We start from the raw sequence: 16,385 nt of genomic DNA on the forward strand, positions 1-16,385 counted from the left end.
AGGTTCCCGATGTGCCCGGATCCATTGGACGGAAGAGTGGATTCAGCCGGGACCAAGCCCGCATCCAAGCAAAGGATTCTGATGTTTCTAGCCATCCGCGACATCCGCTTCGCCAAGGGCCGCTTCGCGCTCATGGGAAGTGTTGTGGCCCTTATTACCCTGCTGCTGGTCATGCTTTCGGGGCTAACAGCCGGACTCGGAAACCAGTCGACATCGGCTATTGAATCACTGCCCGCACAGCAGATCGTCTTCGGTGCACCGGCGGGCGGGGAGCCGAAGGCCTCCTACACCGAGTCTGAGGTTTCCAATGCCCAGCTCGAGGCCTGGCGGGAGCAACCCGGCGTTTCATCAGCACACGCGGTTGGCATCAGCCAAACCCGCATCCAATCCTTGGCTGGCGGTGGTGCTCCGAACGGGACCGCAAATGTCGCAATCTTTGGCGGTTTGACGGCTCCTGCCCCCGTCCAGGACGGGACGGCTGTGATCGGCAAAACCGTGGCCAAGGACCTGGGGCTCCAGGTCGGCAGCCGTGTCCGCGTCGGCGGGACGGAGCTGACTGTTTCAGAAGTTGTGCAGGACCAGTGGTACTCGCACACCGGCGTTGCCTGGACGACGCTCGATACCTGGCGGAAGATCGCCCACGCTCCTGAGGGCACCGCCACGGTCCTGGCCGTGAATTACGACGCCGGTGCTTCAGTCAGCGTTGATGCCGCCAACGCTGCGGCCGGCACGGTGAGCATGGATCCCGTCGGCTCGTTCCAGGCTCTGGCCTCGTACAAGAGTGAGAACGGTTCACTCATGCTCATGCAGGCATTTCTTTACGGAATCTCTGCCTTGGTGATCGTGGCCTTCCTTACCGTGTGGACAGTGCAGCGGACTCGTGACATCGCGGTCCTCAAAGCACTCGGCGGCTCTTCCGGGTACGTCCTCCGTGATGCGTTGGGCCAGGCCGCAATCGTGCTGCTGACCGGAGCAGCATGTGGCGGTTTGCTGGGCTTGGCGGGCGGACTTTTCGCGGCCAGCGCGGCCCCTTTCCTCGTCACGCCTTTGACCACCTTGGTGCCCGTTGCCGGCGTCGTTGTCCTGGGCCTGGGCGGCGCTGTCCTCGCGGTCCGCAATGTCACCAAAGTCGATCCACTGTTTGCCCTCGGCGGTAACTAGGTCTTGAATATTCCCAGAAAGGCATAAATGGTGACCCCTGCTTTGAACCTCATCAACATCACTCTGGAGTACCCCGACGGCGATTCCACGCTCAAGGCCCTGGACGCTGTAAGCCTTGCAGTTGGGCGCGGCGAGTTCCTCTCATTGGTGGGTCCGTCCGGTTCCGGCAAATCCTCGCTGTTGGCTGTTGCGGCCACGCTCGTGAAGCCCACCTCCGGACTCGTCGTCATCGATGGCCAGGACGTTTCCGCGCTCAAGGATGCCGAACGCACAGCCCTGCGGCGCGACAAGGTGGGCATCATCTTTCAACAGCCCAATCTTCTTCCGTCCTTGACCGCCGTCGAGCAGCTGCTGATCCGGGACCACCTGCGCGGCAAGGCTGTCCGAGGGGCCCTTGGCAAAGCGCATGAACTACTGGAGATCGTGGGCTTGGCCGCATCGGCAAACAAGAGGCCGCACCAGCTATCGGGCGGGCAGCGTCAGAGGGTGAACATCGCCAGGGCGCTCATGGGTCGGCCCACCGTATTGCTGGTGGACGAACCTACCGCAGCCCTGGACCACGAACGCAGTGAATCGATCGTCAGGTTGTTGCGGCGGATTACGGACGACTTCTCCACCGCTACTGTGATGGTCACGCACGACGCCGAATTCCTGCCCCTCACAGACTCAGTGGCCACCATGCGTGACGGACGAATCAGCCCCGCCATCCTCCCGTCCGTTCTGCCCAACTAGGTCGCAGTAGAGCGCGTTTTGGACGTTTGTGATGTCTCAGGACTTCGTAGACACTTCATGTCTCATGACACTGTGGACACTTCATGTCTCAGGACTTCGTGGACACTTCGTGGTTGAGCGGTTTCCGGCGGTCTTTTAGTGGCGGGTATTTGGTTCGTTTGCTTCGTGTGCCTCGAGGGTCAGCAGCGACTCCTGAGGGTTTGCCGTTGCCGACGTAGAGCGTGCCTTTGACGGGGATGGGGTGCGTGATGATCTCGGTGCCGTGGGCATCGAAGAACATCACCGTGGTGCTGTCGTAGATGATGTGCACGGCGGTGCCGGCTAGTTCCTTGCCCATGTTGAAGGCCGTCCCGAACACGGTGACACGGCCGCCCTTGGTGACGCGGCGTTGTTCGCTTTGACGTTGCTCATGGATGGTCACCGCAGGCTCGGGCAGGGCGGGAGCAGGAGTCTTCGGGGTCGCGTGCCAGGCTTCCTCCGGGGTCTGTTTCCCTGGCAGTGCCTGGTGTTCGCGTTCGGTGTTGTAGTACTGGTCGAAGGTGTCGATCTGGGCTTGCAGGATGGCCATGGTCGTGGCCGGTGGCTGCTTACGCAGGTAGCGGTGCAGGGTGAAGTGGAAGCGTTCGTTCTTGCCTTGGGTGGTCGGCTTCCCAGGTTTGCCGGTGATGGGTTCGACCCCATGGGATTTGAGGTATTCCACGAGCGCTCCGGTGCGTCCGCGGCGGGTTGGATTCAGCGCTGCACCGTTGTCGGAGAGGAATTTCTCCGGCACGCCGTGACGTTCGATGGCCAGGGACACGACGGCGATGGCGGCCTCGCTCGTTTCCCCGGTCGCGACCAGAGATGCCAAGGCCAAGCGGGAGTGGTCATCGATGAGTTGAAAGATCGCCACCTTCTTCCCGTTCGCGAGCGGCCACTCGGTTGCGTCGATCTGCCAGCATGCGTTCGGCTGCGGGTAGACGAACCGTTTCTGAGCGTTGTGTGGCTTCTTCCGCGGCTCGGGGATGACGACACCGGCGCGGCTGAAGATCCTGGCCACGGTCGCTCTGGATGGTGGCGCGAAGCCTTTGCGGGACAGGGTCGCGATCACCGACAAAGGGCCGTGATCGTAGCCTCCTTTTTCCAACGCTGCCCGTGTGGCCAAGAGGAGTTCGATCATCGCCGGGGCCGTCGCCGTGGGGCTCGTGAACGGAACTGGCCGCTTCGTTGCCAAGGCCTCCACCGGGCCCGCAATTTCGGCTTCTGCCCGGACTTTGTAAAACCAAGCCCGTGAGACCCCGTGCTTCTTGCAGAACTTGCTGACTTCACCCCGAGGGGCATCAGTCGGCCACAACGCGACTGCTTGACGGACGCTCAACTTCGGTGCGGGTTTGCTCATGAAACCGAGCAAACCCGCACCGAGTGTCTACGAAGTCCTGAGACACACTGTCCACGAAGTCATGAGACATAAGTGTCCATTAAGTCTTGAGACTTCACACGCGTTTTGGACGTTCAGAACGCGCTTAACTGCTACTTAGTTGGGTGAGCCGAGCAACAGATCGTCCTGCGCCTCGTCGTACGTATCGCGGGCTTCGAGAATCGTAGGGACGTGGCTCTCCGCCCACTGACGTAGAAGGGTGAGGGGCTGCAGGAGGGATTCACCCATCGGCGTTAGTTCGTAATCCACCCGCGGCGGCACCTGGGCGTGGACAGTCCGGGTAATGAGCCCATCGCGTTCCAGGGCACGCAGCGTCTGCGTCAGGACCTTCGGCGTGACAACGTGGACCATCTTGCGCAGCTCCGAGAACCGCACGGGCCCGTCACCGAGGACTTGGATCACCAAAGACGCCCACTTGTCGCCGATTCTTTGGAAGATCACGCGGGATGGGCAATTGGGATCCAGGATGTTCCCTGGCAGGGCATTAGTATCCATCAGGTAACTCAGTTCCTTTGAAGCTATCAGTATCCAATAGATACCTTCGTGTTATCGCAAGGATAGCAACCCAAAGGAGAGTCATGAAAATCGCAGTCTACGGCGCAACGGGCATGGTCGGCAGTGAAATCGTCAATGAATCCATCACCCGCGGCCACGAAGTCACGGCCATCTCCCGCAAGGGCGCCGAGATCACCGGCGCAACGGCCCAGGCAGCCGATTTGGCCGACGCGGAGGTCTTCGCCTCCATTGCAAAGGACCACGACGTCGTTGTGCTGGCTACGGGTCCCAGCCGCACCGGCGGCGACCATGGAGAGTGGCTCGATGCCATGGCCACTGCATACAGCAACGCCGAAGGAACCCGCCTCATGATCGTTGGCGGTGCAGGCACTCTCGAGGTGGACGGCGTCCGACTTCTCGATTCCCCGGACTTCCCCGAGGCATACAAGGCGGAAGCCACCACCGCCGCGAAGGCACTGGAAGCGGTCAAGCAGACTCCCGAGGACGTCGACTGGACGGTCCTTGCCCCCGCTCCCGTTATCCAGCCCGGTGAGCGTACCGGCAAATACAACGTGGCCAAGGACACTCCTGCCGGCACCACCATTTCCTCGCAGGACTACGCTGTCGCCATGCTGGATGAAATCGAAAGCCCGGCCCACCGCCGGGCACGCTTCACGGCTGCAAACTAACGCTCCGCGGCTGCAAACCAGCTAACCCACGGTCAGGCCGAGCCCGGGTACCGGCATCTGGAATATGTCCTTGAGGGCATGCTTCGCCGCATGGTACCCGGGCATCCCTGTAACACCGGGCCCGGGCGGGGTGGATGAAGAACACAAGTAGACGCCCGGCATCGGTGTACGCCACGGAACATTGGACACTACTGGCCTCTGCACCAGTCCCCGCATATCCAACAAACCTGCGCTGAAGTCGCCACCCACGTAGTTTTCGTTGTACGCGGCCAGATCAGCCGCCGTCGTGGTCTTCGAGGCAACCACCACGTCCCGGAAGCCTGGGGCGTATCGCTCAATCCGTGCAGTGACGGCTTCGGCCATGTCCACATCTGAGCCAGCCGGCACATGGCAATACGTCCACAGAACGTGTCGCCCGGCCGGTGCCCGCGATGAGTCCACGAGGGACGGCTGGGAAACCAGCACGTAGGGCTCCGTTGGGTGTTTGCCCATGTCCACGAGGTTCTCGGATTCGGCCATGGCCATTCGCGAACCGCCCACGTGAACAGTCCCCGCCCGCTTCAGGCCAGGGGCAAGCCAGGGAACAGGCTCGGAGAGGATGTAGTCGACTTTGCAGGCTGCATTCCCGAAGCGGAATGCACCCAATGCCCGACGATAGTTGTCCGGTATTTCAGCACCACCCAGACGTGCGAGCGTCGGAGGAGCAACATCCAGCAGGATGGCTTTTGCCGGCCTGACCTGGTCGAAAGAATCCACGCGCTCACCGGTGTGGATGGTGCCGCCGTGGGCAATGAGGTCCTCGGCCATCGCACCTGCGATAGCCGCGGATCCGCCCACGGGCACCACCCATCCGCCGGCGTGGGCCAGGACGGCGAGCAAGAGTCCGGCACCCGTGGAACTAAGCGCGGGCTGGGAACCCAACGCGTGGGACATTACGCCGGTCAACAAAGCCGGAGCAGCTTCTTCACGGAAGCGCCGGCCCCAGAACGGTGTTCCTTGGTCAAGGGTCGCGAGACCAAACAACAGAGCAGCAAGGGGATCCCTGGGCACGCGGAGAAGTTGGTTCGACGTAAAGTCCACGACGCCATTCACTCGTGCCAGGAGCGGCGCAATCAGGCGACGATACGCTGGGCCGTCCGCCCCCAGCTCCATGGTGGTCCGTTCCAACGACTGGTACGCGAGGGCGGCACCTCCCACGTCCAACGGCGTGCCGTGCTGGACGTCAGGCACGCGCAGCTCAATGCGCTGCGACAGGTTGAATTCCTTGAAGAAAGGAGACGCCAATGCCATTGGATGCACCGCGGAGCATACATCGTACAGATATCCCGGTTCGATCAGCTCGCTTGTCCGGGTCCCGCCTCCGATGGCATCGGCGGCCTCGTACAGATGCACCTCCAGCCCGGCGCGGGCCATGGTCACTGCCGCGGCCAAACCATTGGGACCAGAACCAACGACGGCGACATCAGCCATCGCTACCCACCTCCGACTGTTGGGGTGCTTTGGGTGCGGCAGGCTCAACCATTGAACGCCAGGGCAGAACCGACATGGACGGATGAAGAAGGTTAATCCTGAGCCAATCCCTGGTGCCTTCGAAAGGCCCGCCATGGGGATCGTCTTCGCCCAAAGCGCGTAGGGGATCCTGCGATGGATCCAGGATATCCATCACCACCCTGGCCATCAGGTACGCCGTTGCAACCATGTGCAGCGCCACAGCCAGGACGTAGTAGGACATATCAATGTTGTGCTGCACGGATCCACCGCTGGTGGCCATGCCCAGGTACATCCATATGGCAGCCCAGTGCAGGCCTTCAGCCGCCTGCCAAACCAGGAAGTCCCGCCAGCGCGGTCTCGCAAGGGCAAGGAGGGGAATGAGCCAGATGACGAACTGGGGGGAGTACACCTTGTTTGTGAGGATGAACGCCGCCACAATCAGGAAGGCCAGCTGGGCGATGCGGGGGCGCCTGGGCGCCGTCAAAGCCAGTGCACCGATCAATGCGCACGCAATGACAAAGAGGTTCAGCGCAAGCGAGTTGATAGTGGCGGCGTCAAGTTGGGTCCAATGAAGCCGATCGGCCACGAGGTTGAACGCGAACCACGGCGAGCTGTATCCGGCGGGCCGTTCCTGGGTGAATTCAAAGAAGTAGCGCCAGCCTGATGGGTTCATCGCGGCGATGGGCAGGTTGACGGCCAGCCATGCCCCGGCAGCTGCAGCGGCAGTCATCCAGAAGGTCCGAAGACGACCAGTGCGTAGCGCCAACACCAAAATGGCACCGAGAATGAGGACGGGGTACAGCTTGGTGGCCGTTCCCAGCCCGATGCAGATTCCCGCCAGGATCAACTTGTCGCGGGAGAAGAAGTACATGGCCAACGCGAGCAGAGCCACAGCCCACATGTCCCAGTTGATGAACCCCGCAAGCACGATTCCGGGGGCCAGGGCCACCATGGCGGCATCCCAGGGGCGACGCTTGTTCATCCGGGCGGTCAGGAGGACGGTAATTATCCATACGGCAACAATCAGCATTGCGTTGACGTCGAAGTAGCCCAGAATGCGTTCCGCGCCCGGCCCTTGTCCCGGTACGAGCAGCGCGGTCAAGCCTGCGATGATCCCCATGAGGACCGGGTACTCAAACAAGCTGCCCTGCGTGAAGAAGGGGAACACGCCATCGCCCAGGCCACGGTTGCGGAAGAGCTCAGGGAAGTCGGAGTAGCACGTGGCGTAAAACTGTGTGGGCGTCTCCCAGCCATTGACGCGGCAATAGTCCTTCGCGAGCACGGCAAGCAGGGCAGCGATCACTGTGAGGACAACGAGGACGCGTTCAACCGTGAACGGCGCGGGGGAGATCTGTCCTGGAGCAGAGTGGCGGCCCAAGGGCCCACCTACAACCTCCGTGAAGTTACGAAGCAGGGAGTCGCTGCGGCTTGGAACCACAAAGCGGGCACGTTTTCGCTGCCGGTGCGGCTTCGTCTCCTGCATAAATCGAGCTTACCGTCAGGCAGCTTGGGTAACGCCACTGGAGCAGCTCTGGCCGACCGGTTAAAAGGGGGAAGCCCACGCGTAGCCGCGTGGGCTTCCTGCGGTTCAGCATGCATGTGCGGCACCGGAAACTCCTTCGGAAGGGCTGAAGGGCATCAACGGATGAGTCCCATCTGGTGCAGAACGACGAAGACGTCTTCACGGCCTTGCTTGAGCAACTGGTCGTTGAACAGCGTGCGTTCCTTGGGAGCATCGCTGCTCTTGTAGAAGCGCAGGTCCTTAGGGCGCTTTGGCATGTGGTTCACCTCCTTTCATTGCAGAAAATTGCCGGAATTGGGCACAACAAATAGAGCCAATTGAATTCAGGGAAATCAAGGCATAAAAGAGCGCACAAATAGCCCGACGCTAATAAGGGGTGTGAGTAGACCTGTGCGGGAGCAGCGAATGACCGTGCACAATTGCGTGTGCTTCCTGCAGTCGTCCCCAACAAGAAGCTGGTTCCGAACTTTGGGGAAACTGCGCACCCGTGGCTTGTTGCGTGGGTCTGCGCCTACAACTGACCGCTCAGAATGCCACCCTTGAGGGGTGGCCATGAAGACCGCCGGCGTTGGAGCCGGTCCGGTGGTTCAGGGAGTGGTCAGTGGTTCGAAAAATGCTTCGAAAAATGGCGTCGATCAGCGCAGGAGGCCGGGGTAGCAGTGACGGTCACATTCCATCCGCTAGTCAAAGTAATCATTTTTCCCAACCTCCTTTTCCGCTGTGGCATTACGTCCCGACTGATTAACCGGGGTAAATGCGCGCCTTGTTCCCGGCGGGTCGCTCTGGGAACAAGATATAAGCTACCCCATGAATAGGAGTCTTGACCAGTGCAATTCACTATTTAGCCAAAGTTTTTCTAAATTCGCGTTTCAGAGACCCCAACGGACAATCGCAGGCGTCCGCTTATCCCATCCAAGCGTGCAAACTTTCGCAGTTCCAAGAATGAAGTGACGACCTTCCTTGGCGTCCATTTCCAGCCACCGCGCCGTGAGAATACGGGAGAAATGCCCGTGTGCCACTACCAGGACATTGTCCATGCCCGATTCCAGGACACGTCCAATGATCTTGTCGGCGCGGGCGGCCACTTCGTCCAGCGTTTCGCCGTTGGGCACGCCGTCCGTCCAGATGAGGTAGTCCGGATTGTCCTTGCGGATGAGGTCGGAGCTGACGCCCTCGTAGTCTCCGTAGTTCCATTCCACAGCCAGCGGTTCGTGGACAGCATCGGGAAAGCCTGCAAGTTCAGCCGTGCGGCGGGCGCGACGCAGTGGGGAGGTCAGAACGAGATCGAAGTCGATGCCCTCAAGGACTTTGCGCGCTTCGACAGCCTGCTGCTCACCCTCGACGGTCAAGGGAAGGTCGGTCAAGCCTGTGTACTGGCCGCTCTTGGACCATTCCGTCTCGCCGTGGCGGAGGATCCAAAGTTGCGGACGCGGGGAGATCGCGGCGTTCATGAGGACTCCTTGGTTTCTGCGGCGGTTTCGGTTGAAGGTTCGACGACGGCGGACTCGGGTTGCGCTTCCCACCACGCCAGGAGCTTCTTCTCGGCTTCCTCGGGGGACAGCGGTCCGTGTTCCATCCGTTCTTCCAGGAGGAACTTGTAGGCCCTGCCGACGACAGGACCCGGCTTGAGCCCCAGGAGCGCCATGATCTGCGCTCCATCGAGGTCAGGCCGGACAGCCGCCAGCGATTCCTGCTCCAGGAGCGCAGAGATTCGATGCTCAAGGTCATCGTAGGCGAAGGACAAGCGGTCGGCCTTGCGCTGGTTACGCGTGGTGACGTCGGATCGTGTGAGCCGATGCAGGCGTTCCAGCAGCGGACCGGCGTCGGTCACGTACCGGCGTACGGCGGAATCCGTCCAGCCGGCGTCTCCATAGCCATAGAACCGCATGTGCAGTTCGACCAGCCGGGACACGGCTTTGATCGACTCGTTGTCGAAACGCAAGGCCTTCATTCGCTTGGCCGTCAGCTTGGCACCCACAACGTCGTGATGCCTGAAGCTCACCGCGCCGCCCGGTTCGAACCGGCGCGTAGCCGGCTTGCCGACGTCGTGCATCAACGCGGCGAACCGAAGCACAAAGTCCGGGCCCGGTACGGGACCGTCCGCACCGGTTTCCAGCGCCGCGGCCTGTTCGAGTACCTGCAGTGAGTGCTGGTAAACGTCCTTGTGGCGGTGGTGTTCATCGGCCTCCAGGCGGAGCGCGGATACCTCGGGGAGGACAAACTCAGCCAGCCCCGTGTCCACCAGGAGGTCGATGCCCACGCGCGGGTGCGCGCCGTTAATCAGCTTGACCAGTTCATCGCGGACGCGCTCGGCGGAAATGATCTTGATGCGATCGGCCATCTGGGACATGGCTAGCCGGACGTCGTCGTGAACCGACACGCCAAGCTGGGACGCGAAACGGGCCGCCCGCATCATGCGCAGCGGGTCATCGGAGAAGGACGCCTCAGGCGCGCCGGGAGTGGCGAGTTCGGAGGCGTGGAGGTCCCGGACGCCACCGAAAGGGTCTACTAGCTCAAGGCTCGGCAGGCGCAAGGCCATGGCGTTGATGGTGAAGTCGCGGCGCAGCAAGTCCTCCGTCAAGGAGTTGCCAAAGGCGACCACGGGCTTGCGGGAGTCAGGATCGTACGCCTCGGCACGGTACGTGGTGACTTCGATCTGGAAGCCGTTCTTCTTCATCCCGATCGTGCCAAAGGCCCGTCCGATTTCCCAGAAGTTGTCCGCCCACTTCTTGATGACGGAGATCGTCTGGTCGGGCGTCGCATCCGTGGTGAAGTCCAGGTCCGGGGACGTCCGCCCCAGGAAAAGGTCGCGCACAGGTCCACCAACCAAGGACAGCTCGAAGCCGGCGTCGACAAAGCGCTGCCCGAGGTCGAGCACCACCGGATCGATGGTGAAGTTAACTGAAGAGCTGTCCAATACGTGCGCCATAGTTCCTTAAGCTTGGCAGATTTTTGTGCAGCATTGGGCCACAGTTGCATCCGAAAACCAGCGGACCCGTAACGCGTGTCTCCTGCCGTCCATCTTGTGGCCATGTCCCGGTCATCACTCGAGGGCAAGAGTCGTTAGAGTGGACTTCATGGCCAATCCGATCCCGAGCGCTCCTGGCAGGAGGACGAACGCACCGTTGCCGTCGGCAATCGGCGCCCACGTCGCGCCTGCCCCGCAGCACCCGGTCCAGGCCTCGCTTCCCACTGTGGAGGAAGTCTCGGCTGGCGGTGTCGTAGTAGACACGTCCGACGGCGAACTCCGGGTTGCGATTATCGCCCGCCTTAATAGGGGTGGCCGGCTTGAATGGTGCCTGCCCAAGGGCCATCCGGAAGGCCGGGAGAACAACGAGGAAGCTGCTGTCCGCGAGATCGCCGAGGAAACCGGCATCGAGGGCAACATCCTTGCGCCCCTGGGAAGCATTGACTACTGGTTCACGGTGAGCGGCCACCGGGTCCACAAAACCGTCCACCATTTCCTGCTCCGGGCCACCGGCGGCGAGCTCACCATCGAGAATGACCCGGACCAGGAGGCCGTGGACGCCGCATGGGTGCCGATCCAGGAATTGGCGCGCAAACTATCCTTCCCGAACGAACGCCGCATCGCTGACCTGGCACGGGAAGTGCTGCCGGAACACCTCTGACCCGGCTACGTGGGACGATAAAGGCGATGTCTGAAGCCAAAACCACCCAGTCCGTTCAATCCGGAGAAGCACGTTCCAGTGCCATCATGGCGGCAGGAACGCTGGTTTCCCGGTTCCTTGGCTTCGCCAAAACGTGGATGCTCGGCGCTGCACTCGGCCTGGGCTCAACGGTCAATGACACGTTCATTAACGCGAACAACCTTCCAAACCTGATCTTCCTGTTGGTGGCTGGCGGCGTGTTCAACGCTGTCTTGGTCCCGCAGATCATCAAGGCCAGCAAAGGTGCGGACAGCGGCGCCGATTACATCAGCAGGCTCCTGACCCTCGCTGTGCTGGTGCTGCTGGGGCTGACGGCCCTCGTGACCCTCGCCGCGCCCATCGTTATCGACCTCACCACCCAGGGCTACTCGGACCAGCAGAAGGCCCTGGCGGTCACTTTCGCGTTCTGGTGCCTTCCACAGATCTTCTTCTACGGCCTGTATGCGCTTCTCACACAGGTCCTGAACGCGCACGGCGCCTTTGGCCCCGCTATGTGGGCTCCCATCCTGAACAATGTGGTGGCCATCGCCGGCCTGGGCATGTTCATCTGGATCCTGGGTGCCAACTACACCAACCCGCACACACTGGATAATTGGGGGCCCACCCAGACGTTCCTGATTGCCGGATTCTCCACGTTCGGCGTAATCGCCCAAACGGCCATCCTGCTGATTCCCGTCATGAGGCTGAAACTGGGGCTGCGGCCCCGTTTCGGATGGCGCGGGGTTGGACTTGGCCAGGCCGCAAAGTTGAGCGTGTGGACGCTGCTGACTGCCGCCGTCGGGCAGTTGGCGTTCCTGTACGTCATGAAAATTGCCACGATTCCCGGTGCCGAACGGCTCCGGCTGGACAATTCAGGCCAGACCACAGCGGCCTCCACTCTTCCAGGAAACGCGGTCCTTGAAGTTGCGAGCCAGCTCTACCTGCTGCCGCATTCGATCATCGCCCTGTCCCTGGCCACTGTTCTCTTTAACCGCATGACGCGGGCGTCCCAGGATGGCAACAAGGCCGAACTGCGCGACGCGCTCTCCCACGGACTGCGAACCATGGCTGTCGCAACAGTTTTTGGAGCATTGGCGCTGTTCGCGCTTGCAGGCCCTCTGGGCATGTTCTTCTCCGGTGGAAAGCCGCAGGACGGCGTCATGCTCGCCCAGACGCTCACCATCCTTGCTTTGAGCACGCCGTTCATGAGCGCGAACTTCATGATGTCGCGTGTCTTTTACGCCAACGAGGACGCCCGCACACCCCTTTATGTGCAGCTTTTGCTCGCCGTCGTTTATGTGGTGGGCGCCTTCTTCATCCAGTTCCTTCCCGTAGGTCAGATCATCTACGCGATCGCCGTCCTGTATACCTTGGGCAACATACTTTCCGTGGTCATCAGCGTGTGGTTCCTCCGCAGGATGCTGGGACATCTGGACGGACCGCGCATCGCCAACTCGTACATCCGCATGGGCTATGCGGGCCTCGGCTCGGCGATTGCCGGTGCTGTGGCGCTCTGGCTCCTGGGCAGCTACCGTGCCGACGGTTTCGCCTGGAGCAGCCGGCCGGCGGCCTTGGTGACCGTGGTCGTCGTCGGGCCCGTCATGCTGGTGGCCTATCTGCTCCTGCTTCGCCTCTTCCATGTCACCGAGTTGCGTGATCTGATGCGTCCGCTGATGGGCCGCTTTGGCCGCGGCGTACCTGCGGTTGCGGGGGCCGCTGCTGAACCCACGACGGCGGCACGCGCCACGGTCTCGGATGACACCGGTTTGATTCCGCGTATCTCGGGCGAGTTCGATGCTGCGTCCTTCAGGGCCGGCCCGGCACTCGAACCGGAGCCCGCCGCCGAGGCTCCAGCCAAAACTTCAGACTATTCCGACACATCCAGCTCTGAAGAACCGCACACGAACTACCTGCCGGATGAGGACGTACCGAGCACGGCCAAGGGAGGACGGTTCCACCCGCAGGTCCCGTTGCCAGGCAGGCGAACCTACCAGGGCGACCCCGGCCACAATCCCTACTTTCCCGCCAACGGGGACGCTGGACAGCACACCAGGCAGAAGCGGAAGAAGTGAACCGGTGCCGCCAACGTGGGCGGCGGGCGCCAATCGGCTAGGCTAGAAATGAATACAGGTAGTTGCAAAAGCGGTACAACCGGCTTGCCGGGCGGCCCGCGTGCAGGACCCGCAACTCCCGGACAGCCTAGGAGGAACACGTGTCCCACCCGATCGACGTCGGATCAGTGCTTGGCGGCCGCTATAAGGTCACGGCCACCGTATTGACCTCGCATGACCAAGATCTGGTGCTCGACGGCGTGGACCAGGTCCTCAATCGCCCCGTCAGCATCCTCGTTGCCGGTCCCGGAAATGCCGAGCAGGTAGCACAGAGCGCCCGCGAAGTCGCCACGGGGGAGCGCCCTGGCCATGTCCAGATCCTGGACCTCGGAGTCAGCGACAACACTACGTACCTGATTACCAACCACAGCACTGCGCCGGACCTCCTGGACTTGGTAGTCGCAACCCACCCGCCGTACGTGGAACCGTTTTTCACGGAAACCCTCGGCAGCGAGATCTTCGGCCAACCGCGTACCTATGAGCCCGAAACCTATGACGGCCTCTACGAAGACGATGAGCACGAAGCCGAGTACATCCAGTACGACGAAAACGGCTACCCGATCCAATCCGAATCGGATGCTGCCCACGAGGCGCCAGCCACGCAGGCCAGCAACCTGCCGCCTATGCCTTCCTCCAGCCCGTCATCTGCCAAGGGTGGTCTCGCCGGAAAGCTCGCTGCTGCTGCGGCTGGCGCCGGTGCAGCGGGCGTTGCTGCCGCTGCCGCGCTGAAGAACGCCGGGTCCAAGAACCACGACGCCGGGGCTGCCGCTAATGGCGCTGCCGGTGCGGGGGCTTCGGGTGCTGGGGCTTCCGGTGCCGGTGCCGGAGCTTCCGGTGCCGGTTCTACTTCGGGAACCCAGCCTCGGACGCAGGCTGTACAGTCGGCGTCGTCCGGAGCCTCGCCGGCTACCACACCCGTTGCCCCGGTTCAGCCGCCTACCCAGGCCGTCACTTCGCAGCCCGTGGCTTCACAACCTGTGAAACCGCAGCCCGCACCGACTCGCGAACCTGCCGGGGAACCAAAGGTTTCCCTCTGGTCTGAAGAGGACTACGGCCTCGCTGCCGGTGGCGCGGCTCAAGCCGCTGGAGGAAGCTCCGGCCCTGGTTACGATCGCGCTCCTACCAGCTTCCCGGCGTCGGCCGCTGCCACTGAAGATTACGAAGATGAAGAGGTCTACGAGGACGAAACTCCGGAACGCGAGCCGCGGTCCATGCGTTGGCTGGTCGGCGGACTGCTTGCTGCCGTATTGATCGTGGGCCTTGTCCTGGCGGTCACCAACCTGGGAAGCCTCCTGCCGAGCGGAGCTCCGGCGGCCTCGGATAAAACAACAGCGTCATCGCCATCAGCAGGCACCGAATCCGAAAAGCCGACGCCCAGCGAGTCCGCTGCTCCCGCGACGCCTCCGGCCATCGATGGCATTACGCGCCTCGGCGATTTCCCGTTCGCTGCATCGTTCGACAAAGACCTTCCCAAAGCATTTGATGGGAACCCGGCCAGTTACTGGTCCGACATGGAGTTCGCTTCCGCCAACTGGGGTGGACTCTCGGGTGAGATGCCCTTGGTCGTGAAGCTTAAGGAGCCCACAGAGGTCAAGTCAGTGGTGCTGAACCAGTTGGGCGGATCGGGTGGAAGCATCAGCGTCTACACCAATGACCGCCCGGCCATGGATGGCGCCAAGCTCGTGGGCACCAACAGCTTCACGTCCCCGGAACTGACAATGCCGCTGGCTGCGCCCACGCAGACCCAGTACGTCATAGTGGTCATCAAGACGCTGCCTAAACTTGCTGCTCCCAAGACCCAGTTCGGATTTGGTCTGCGTTTGGCCGAGGTCACGGTCCAGTAGTTCCGTTTTCGCTCCGCTTACCCAACTAGGTAGCAGCTGATGCCCTTTTGAGCGCTCAAAAGGGCATCAGCTGCTACTTCCTTTCGCATGCGCGGTGCATTGTGACTGGATGTGGCCACCAGTCATCCGGCGTCCCCGCTTCGATTGGCCGAGCCTCCAGACGGTACCCTGAATGATGGTGGGTTTTAGGCCCTCCAAATCCAACGGAATATTTGGACCGTTGCAGGGGTTGAGTCAGGTGGCTGCCCCGAAAGCCGCAGCATCGACTAAGGAAGAGGTTCACGCCACGTGAGCATTGCAGAAAACAGCGCATCGCAGGTGCGTGACGTCATCATCGTAGGTTCAGGCCCCGCCGGTTACACAGCCGCCGTTTACACCGCCCGCGCCAACATGAAGCCTCTGCTCATTGCCGGTTCCGTCACTGCAGGTGGCGAATTGATGAACACTACGGACGTTGAAAACTACCCAGGCTTCCCCGAAGGCATCATGGGTCCCGATCTCATGGAAAACTTCGAAAAGCAGGCGGCCCGCTTCGGTACCGAGATTCTCTTCGAGGATGTCACCGAATTGGATCTCGACGGCGACATCAAGTCGGTCACCATTGGCACGGGGGAGACCTTCCAGGCGAAGGCCATTATCCTGTCCACCGGTTCGGCCTACCGTGAGCTTGGACTTGAGAACGAAAAGCGCTTGTCCGGGCACGGCGTTAGCTGGTGTGCAACCTGCGACGGTTTCTTCTTCAAGGATCAGGACATTGCGGTCATCGGTGGCGGCGATTCCGCCATGGAAGAAGCGCTCTTCCTTACCAAGTTCGCCAAGTCCGTTACAGTGGTCCACCGACGCGACACCCTCAAGGCTTCCAAGATTATGGGCGACCGTGCCCAGGCACACGAGAAGATCAACTTCATTTGGAACACGGCTGTAGAGGATGTCCTCGGCGGTGACAAGGTCACAGGCCTCAAGCTCAAGAACCTGGTGGACGGTACCGAATCCGAACTCGACGTTACCGGCGTCTTCGTGGCCATCGGCAACGATCCCCGCACGGAACTCGTGAAGGGCAAAGTTGATCTGACCCCCGAAGGAACCATTGCTGTAGAGGGCCGGACTTCCCGTACCAACATCAAGGGTGTGTTCGCCGCAGGCGACGTCATCGATCCCACCTACCGCCAGGCCATCACGGCCTCGGGCTCCGGTTGTGTGGCTGCCCTCGATGTCGAGCACTACCTCGCAGACCTGCATTCCTGAGCTTTACCAGACCAGCAACCATACGAAGGGA

At 61.6% G+C, this 16,385-nt stretch carries 14 protein-coding genes; 7 read left to right on the forward strand and 7 right to left on the reverse strand.

Annotated elements, in window-relative coordinates; translation table 11 throughout:
- Positions 1-81: 81 nt before the first annotated feature.
- A complete protein-coding gene (locus AC6I99_RS22250; protein ID WP_497943969.1) occupies positions 82-1,161 on the forward strand; it encodes an ABC transporter permease in 1,080 nt (359 codons plus the stop codon).
- 27 nt (positions 1,162-1,188) lie between these two features.
- On the forward strand, positions 1,189-1,893 hold the full coding sequence (locus AC6I99_RS22255; RefSeq protein ID WP_497943968.1) for an ABC transporter ATP-binding protein: 705 nt from the start codon (positions 1,189-1,191) through the stop codon (positions 1,891-1,893).
- 88 nt (positions 1,894-1,981) lie between these two features.
- Here AC6I99_RS22255 and AC6I99_RS22260 read toward each other — a convergent pair whose 3' ends face one another.
- Together AC6I99_RS22260 and AC6I99_RS22265 are read right to left on the reverse strand one after the other, a co-directional pair.
- Positions 1,982-3,271, reverse strand: coding sequence for a DDE-type integrase/transposase/recombinase (locus AC6I99_RS22260; protein ID WP_497943955.1), 1,290 nt, complete (start codon positions 3,269-3,271; stop codon positions 1,982-1,984).
- Between the two features lie 135 nt (positions 3,272-3,406).
- A complete protein-coding gene (locus AC6I99_RS22265) occupies positions 3,407-3,805 on the reverse strand; it encodes a winged helix-turn-helix transcriptional regulator (RefSeq protein WP_224092459.1) in 399 nt (132 codons plus the stop codon).
- A gap of 83 nt (positions 3,806-3,888) precedes the next feature.
- Between AC6I99_RS22265 and AC6I99_RS22270 the strand changes: the two genes are divergently transcribed.
- Entirely contained in the window at positions 3,889-4,494 is a 606-nt protein-coding gene (locus AC6I99_RS22270) for an NAD(P)-dependent oxidoreductase (RefSeq protein WP_224165919.1), read from the forward strand.
- Between the two features lie 21 nt (positions 4,495-4,515).
- Here the strand turns inward: AC6I99_RS22270 and AC6I99_RS22275 are convergent, their stop codons facing one another.
- The 5 genes from AC6I99_RS22275 to AC6I99_RS22295 all read right to left on the reverse strand — a co-directional run bounded on the left by AC6I99_RS22275 (position 4,516) and on the right by AC6I99_RS22295 (position 10,436).
- Complete coding sequence (locus AC6I99_RS22275; protein ID WP_497943967.1) at positions 4,516-5,964, reverse strand: phytoene desaturase family protein; 1,449 nt, start codon at positions 5,962-5,964, stop codon at positions 4,516-4,518.
- Positions 5,957-7,468 (reverse strand): glycosyltransferase family 87 protein, encoded by a 1,512-nt coding sequence (locus AC6I99_RS22280; protein WP_497961894.1) that lies wholly within the window; start codon positions 7,466-7,468, stop codon positions 5,957-5,959. Before AC6I99_RS22280 ends, AC6I99_RS22275 begins: the two co-directional genes overlap by 8 nt.
- A 155-nt stretch (positions 7,469-7,623) precedes the next feature.
- Entirely contained in the window at positions 7,624-7,764 is a 141-nt protein-coding gene (locus tag AC6I99_RS22285; protein WP_223935169.1) for a hypothetical protein, read from the reverse strand.
- 612 nt (positions 7,765-8,376) lie between these two features.
- Positions 8,377-8,958 (reverse strand): histidine phosphatase family protein, encoded by a 582-nt coding sequence (locus AC6I99_RS22290; RefSeq protein WP_216924419.1) that lies wholly within the window; start codon positions 8,956-8,958, stop codon positions 8,377-8,379.
- Positions 8,955-10,436, reverse strand: coding sequence for a CCA tRNA nucleotidyltransferase (locus AC6I99_RS22295; RefSeq protein ID WP_309930428.1), 1,482 nt, complete (start codon positions 10,434-10,436; stop codon positions 8,955-8,957). Before AC6I99_RS22295 ends, AC6I99_RS22290 begins: the two co-directional genes overlap by 4 nt.
- 196 nt (positions 10,437-10,632) lie before the next feature.
- Between AC6I99_RS22295 and AC6I99_RS22300 the strand changes: the two genes are divergently transcribed.
- From AC6I99_RS22300 to trxB, 4 genes are all read left to right on the forward strand, one after another.
- Positions 10,633-11,136 (forward strand): NUDIX hydrolase, encoded by a 504-nt coding sequence (locus AC6I99_RS22300; protein ID WP_216924651.1) that lies wholly within the window; start codon positions 10,633-10,635, stop codon positions 11,134-11,136.
- 26 nt (positions 11,137-11,162) lie between these two features.
- Positions 11,163-13,226, forward strand: a complete 2,064-nt coding sequence (gene murJ / locus AC6I99_RS22305) for a murein biosynthesis integral membrane protein MurJ (RefSeq protein WP_497961896.1) — start codon at positions 11,163-11,165, stop codon at positions 13,224-13,226.
- Between the two features lie 140 nt (positions 13,227-13,366).
- Positions 13,367-15,109, forward strand: a complete 1,743-nt coding sequence (locus tag AC6I99_RS22310; RefSeq protein ID WP_497961898.1) for a discoidin domain-containing protein — start codon at positions 13,367-13,369, stop codon at positions 15,107-15,109.
- A gap of 288 nt (positions 15,110-15,397) precedes the next feature.
- Complete coding sequence (trxB, locus tag AC6I99_RS22315; RefSeq protein WP_224165925.1) at positions 15,398-16,354, forward strand: thioredoxin-disulfide reductase; 957 nt, start codon at positions 15,398-15,400, stop codon at positions 16,352-16,354.
- Positions 16,355-16,385 lie beyond the last annotated feature (31 nt).

The organism is Arthrobacter sp. TmtSoilC77, assembly GCF_059739415.1.

Excerpts from the sequence above, each read along its gene's own strand:
- murJ (WP_497961896.1), top strand. The coding sequence starts at position 11,163 with ATGTCTGAAGCCAAAACCACCCAGTCCGTTCAATCCGGAGAAGCACGT.
- AC6I99_RS22265 (WP_224092459.1), bottom strand. The coding sequence starts at position 3,805 with ATGGATACTAATGCCCTGCCAGGGAACATCCTGGATCCCAATTGCCCA.
- AC6I99_RS22285 (WP_223935169.1), bottom strand. The coding sequence starts at position 7,764 with ATGCCAAAGCGCCCTAAGGACCTGCGCTTCTACAAGAGCAGCGATGCT.
- AC6I99_RS22275 (WP_497943967.1), bottom strand. The coding sequence starts at position 5,964 with ATGGCTGATGTCGCCGTCGTTGGTTCTGGTCCCAATGGTTTGGCCGCG.
- AC6I99_RS22280 (WP_497961894.1), bottom strand. The coding sequence starts at position 7,468 with ATGCAGGAGACGAAGCCGCACCGGCAGCGAAAACGTGCCCGCTTTGTG.
- AC6I99_RS22260 (WP_497943955.1), bottom strand. The coding sequence starts at position 3,271 with ATGAGCAAACCCGCACCGAAGTTGAGCGTCCGTCAAGCAGTCGCGTTG.
- AC6I99_RS22270 (WP_224165919.1), top strand. The coding sequence starts at position 3,889 with ATGAAAATCGCAGTCTACGGCGCAACGGGCATGGTCGGCAGTGAAATC.
- AC6I99_RS22290 (WP_216924419.1), bottom strand. The coding sequence starts at position 8,958 with ATGAACGCCGCGATCTCCCCGCGTCCGCAACTTTGGATCCTCCGCCAC.
- AC6I99_RS22255 (WP_497943968.1), top strand. The coding sequence starts at position 1,189 with ATGGTGACCCCTGCTTTGAACCTCATCAACATCACTCTGGAGTACCCC.
- AC6I99_RS22295 (WP_309930428.1), bottom strand. The coding sequence starts at position 10,436 with ATGGCGCACGTATTGGACAGCTCTTCAGTTAACTTCACCATCGATCCG.
- AC6I99_RS22250 (WP_497943969.1), top strand. The coding sequence starts at position 82 with ATGTTTCTAGCCATCCGCGACATCCGCTTCGCCAAGGGCCGCTTCGCG.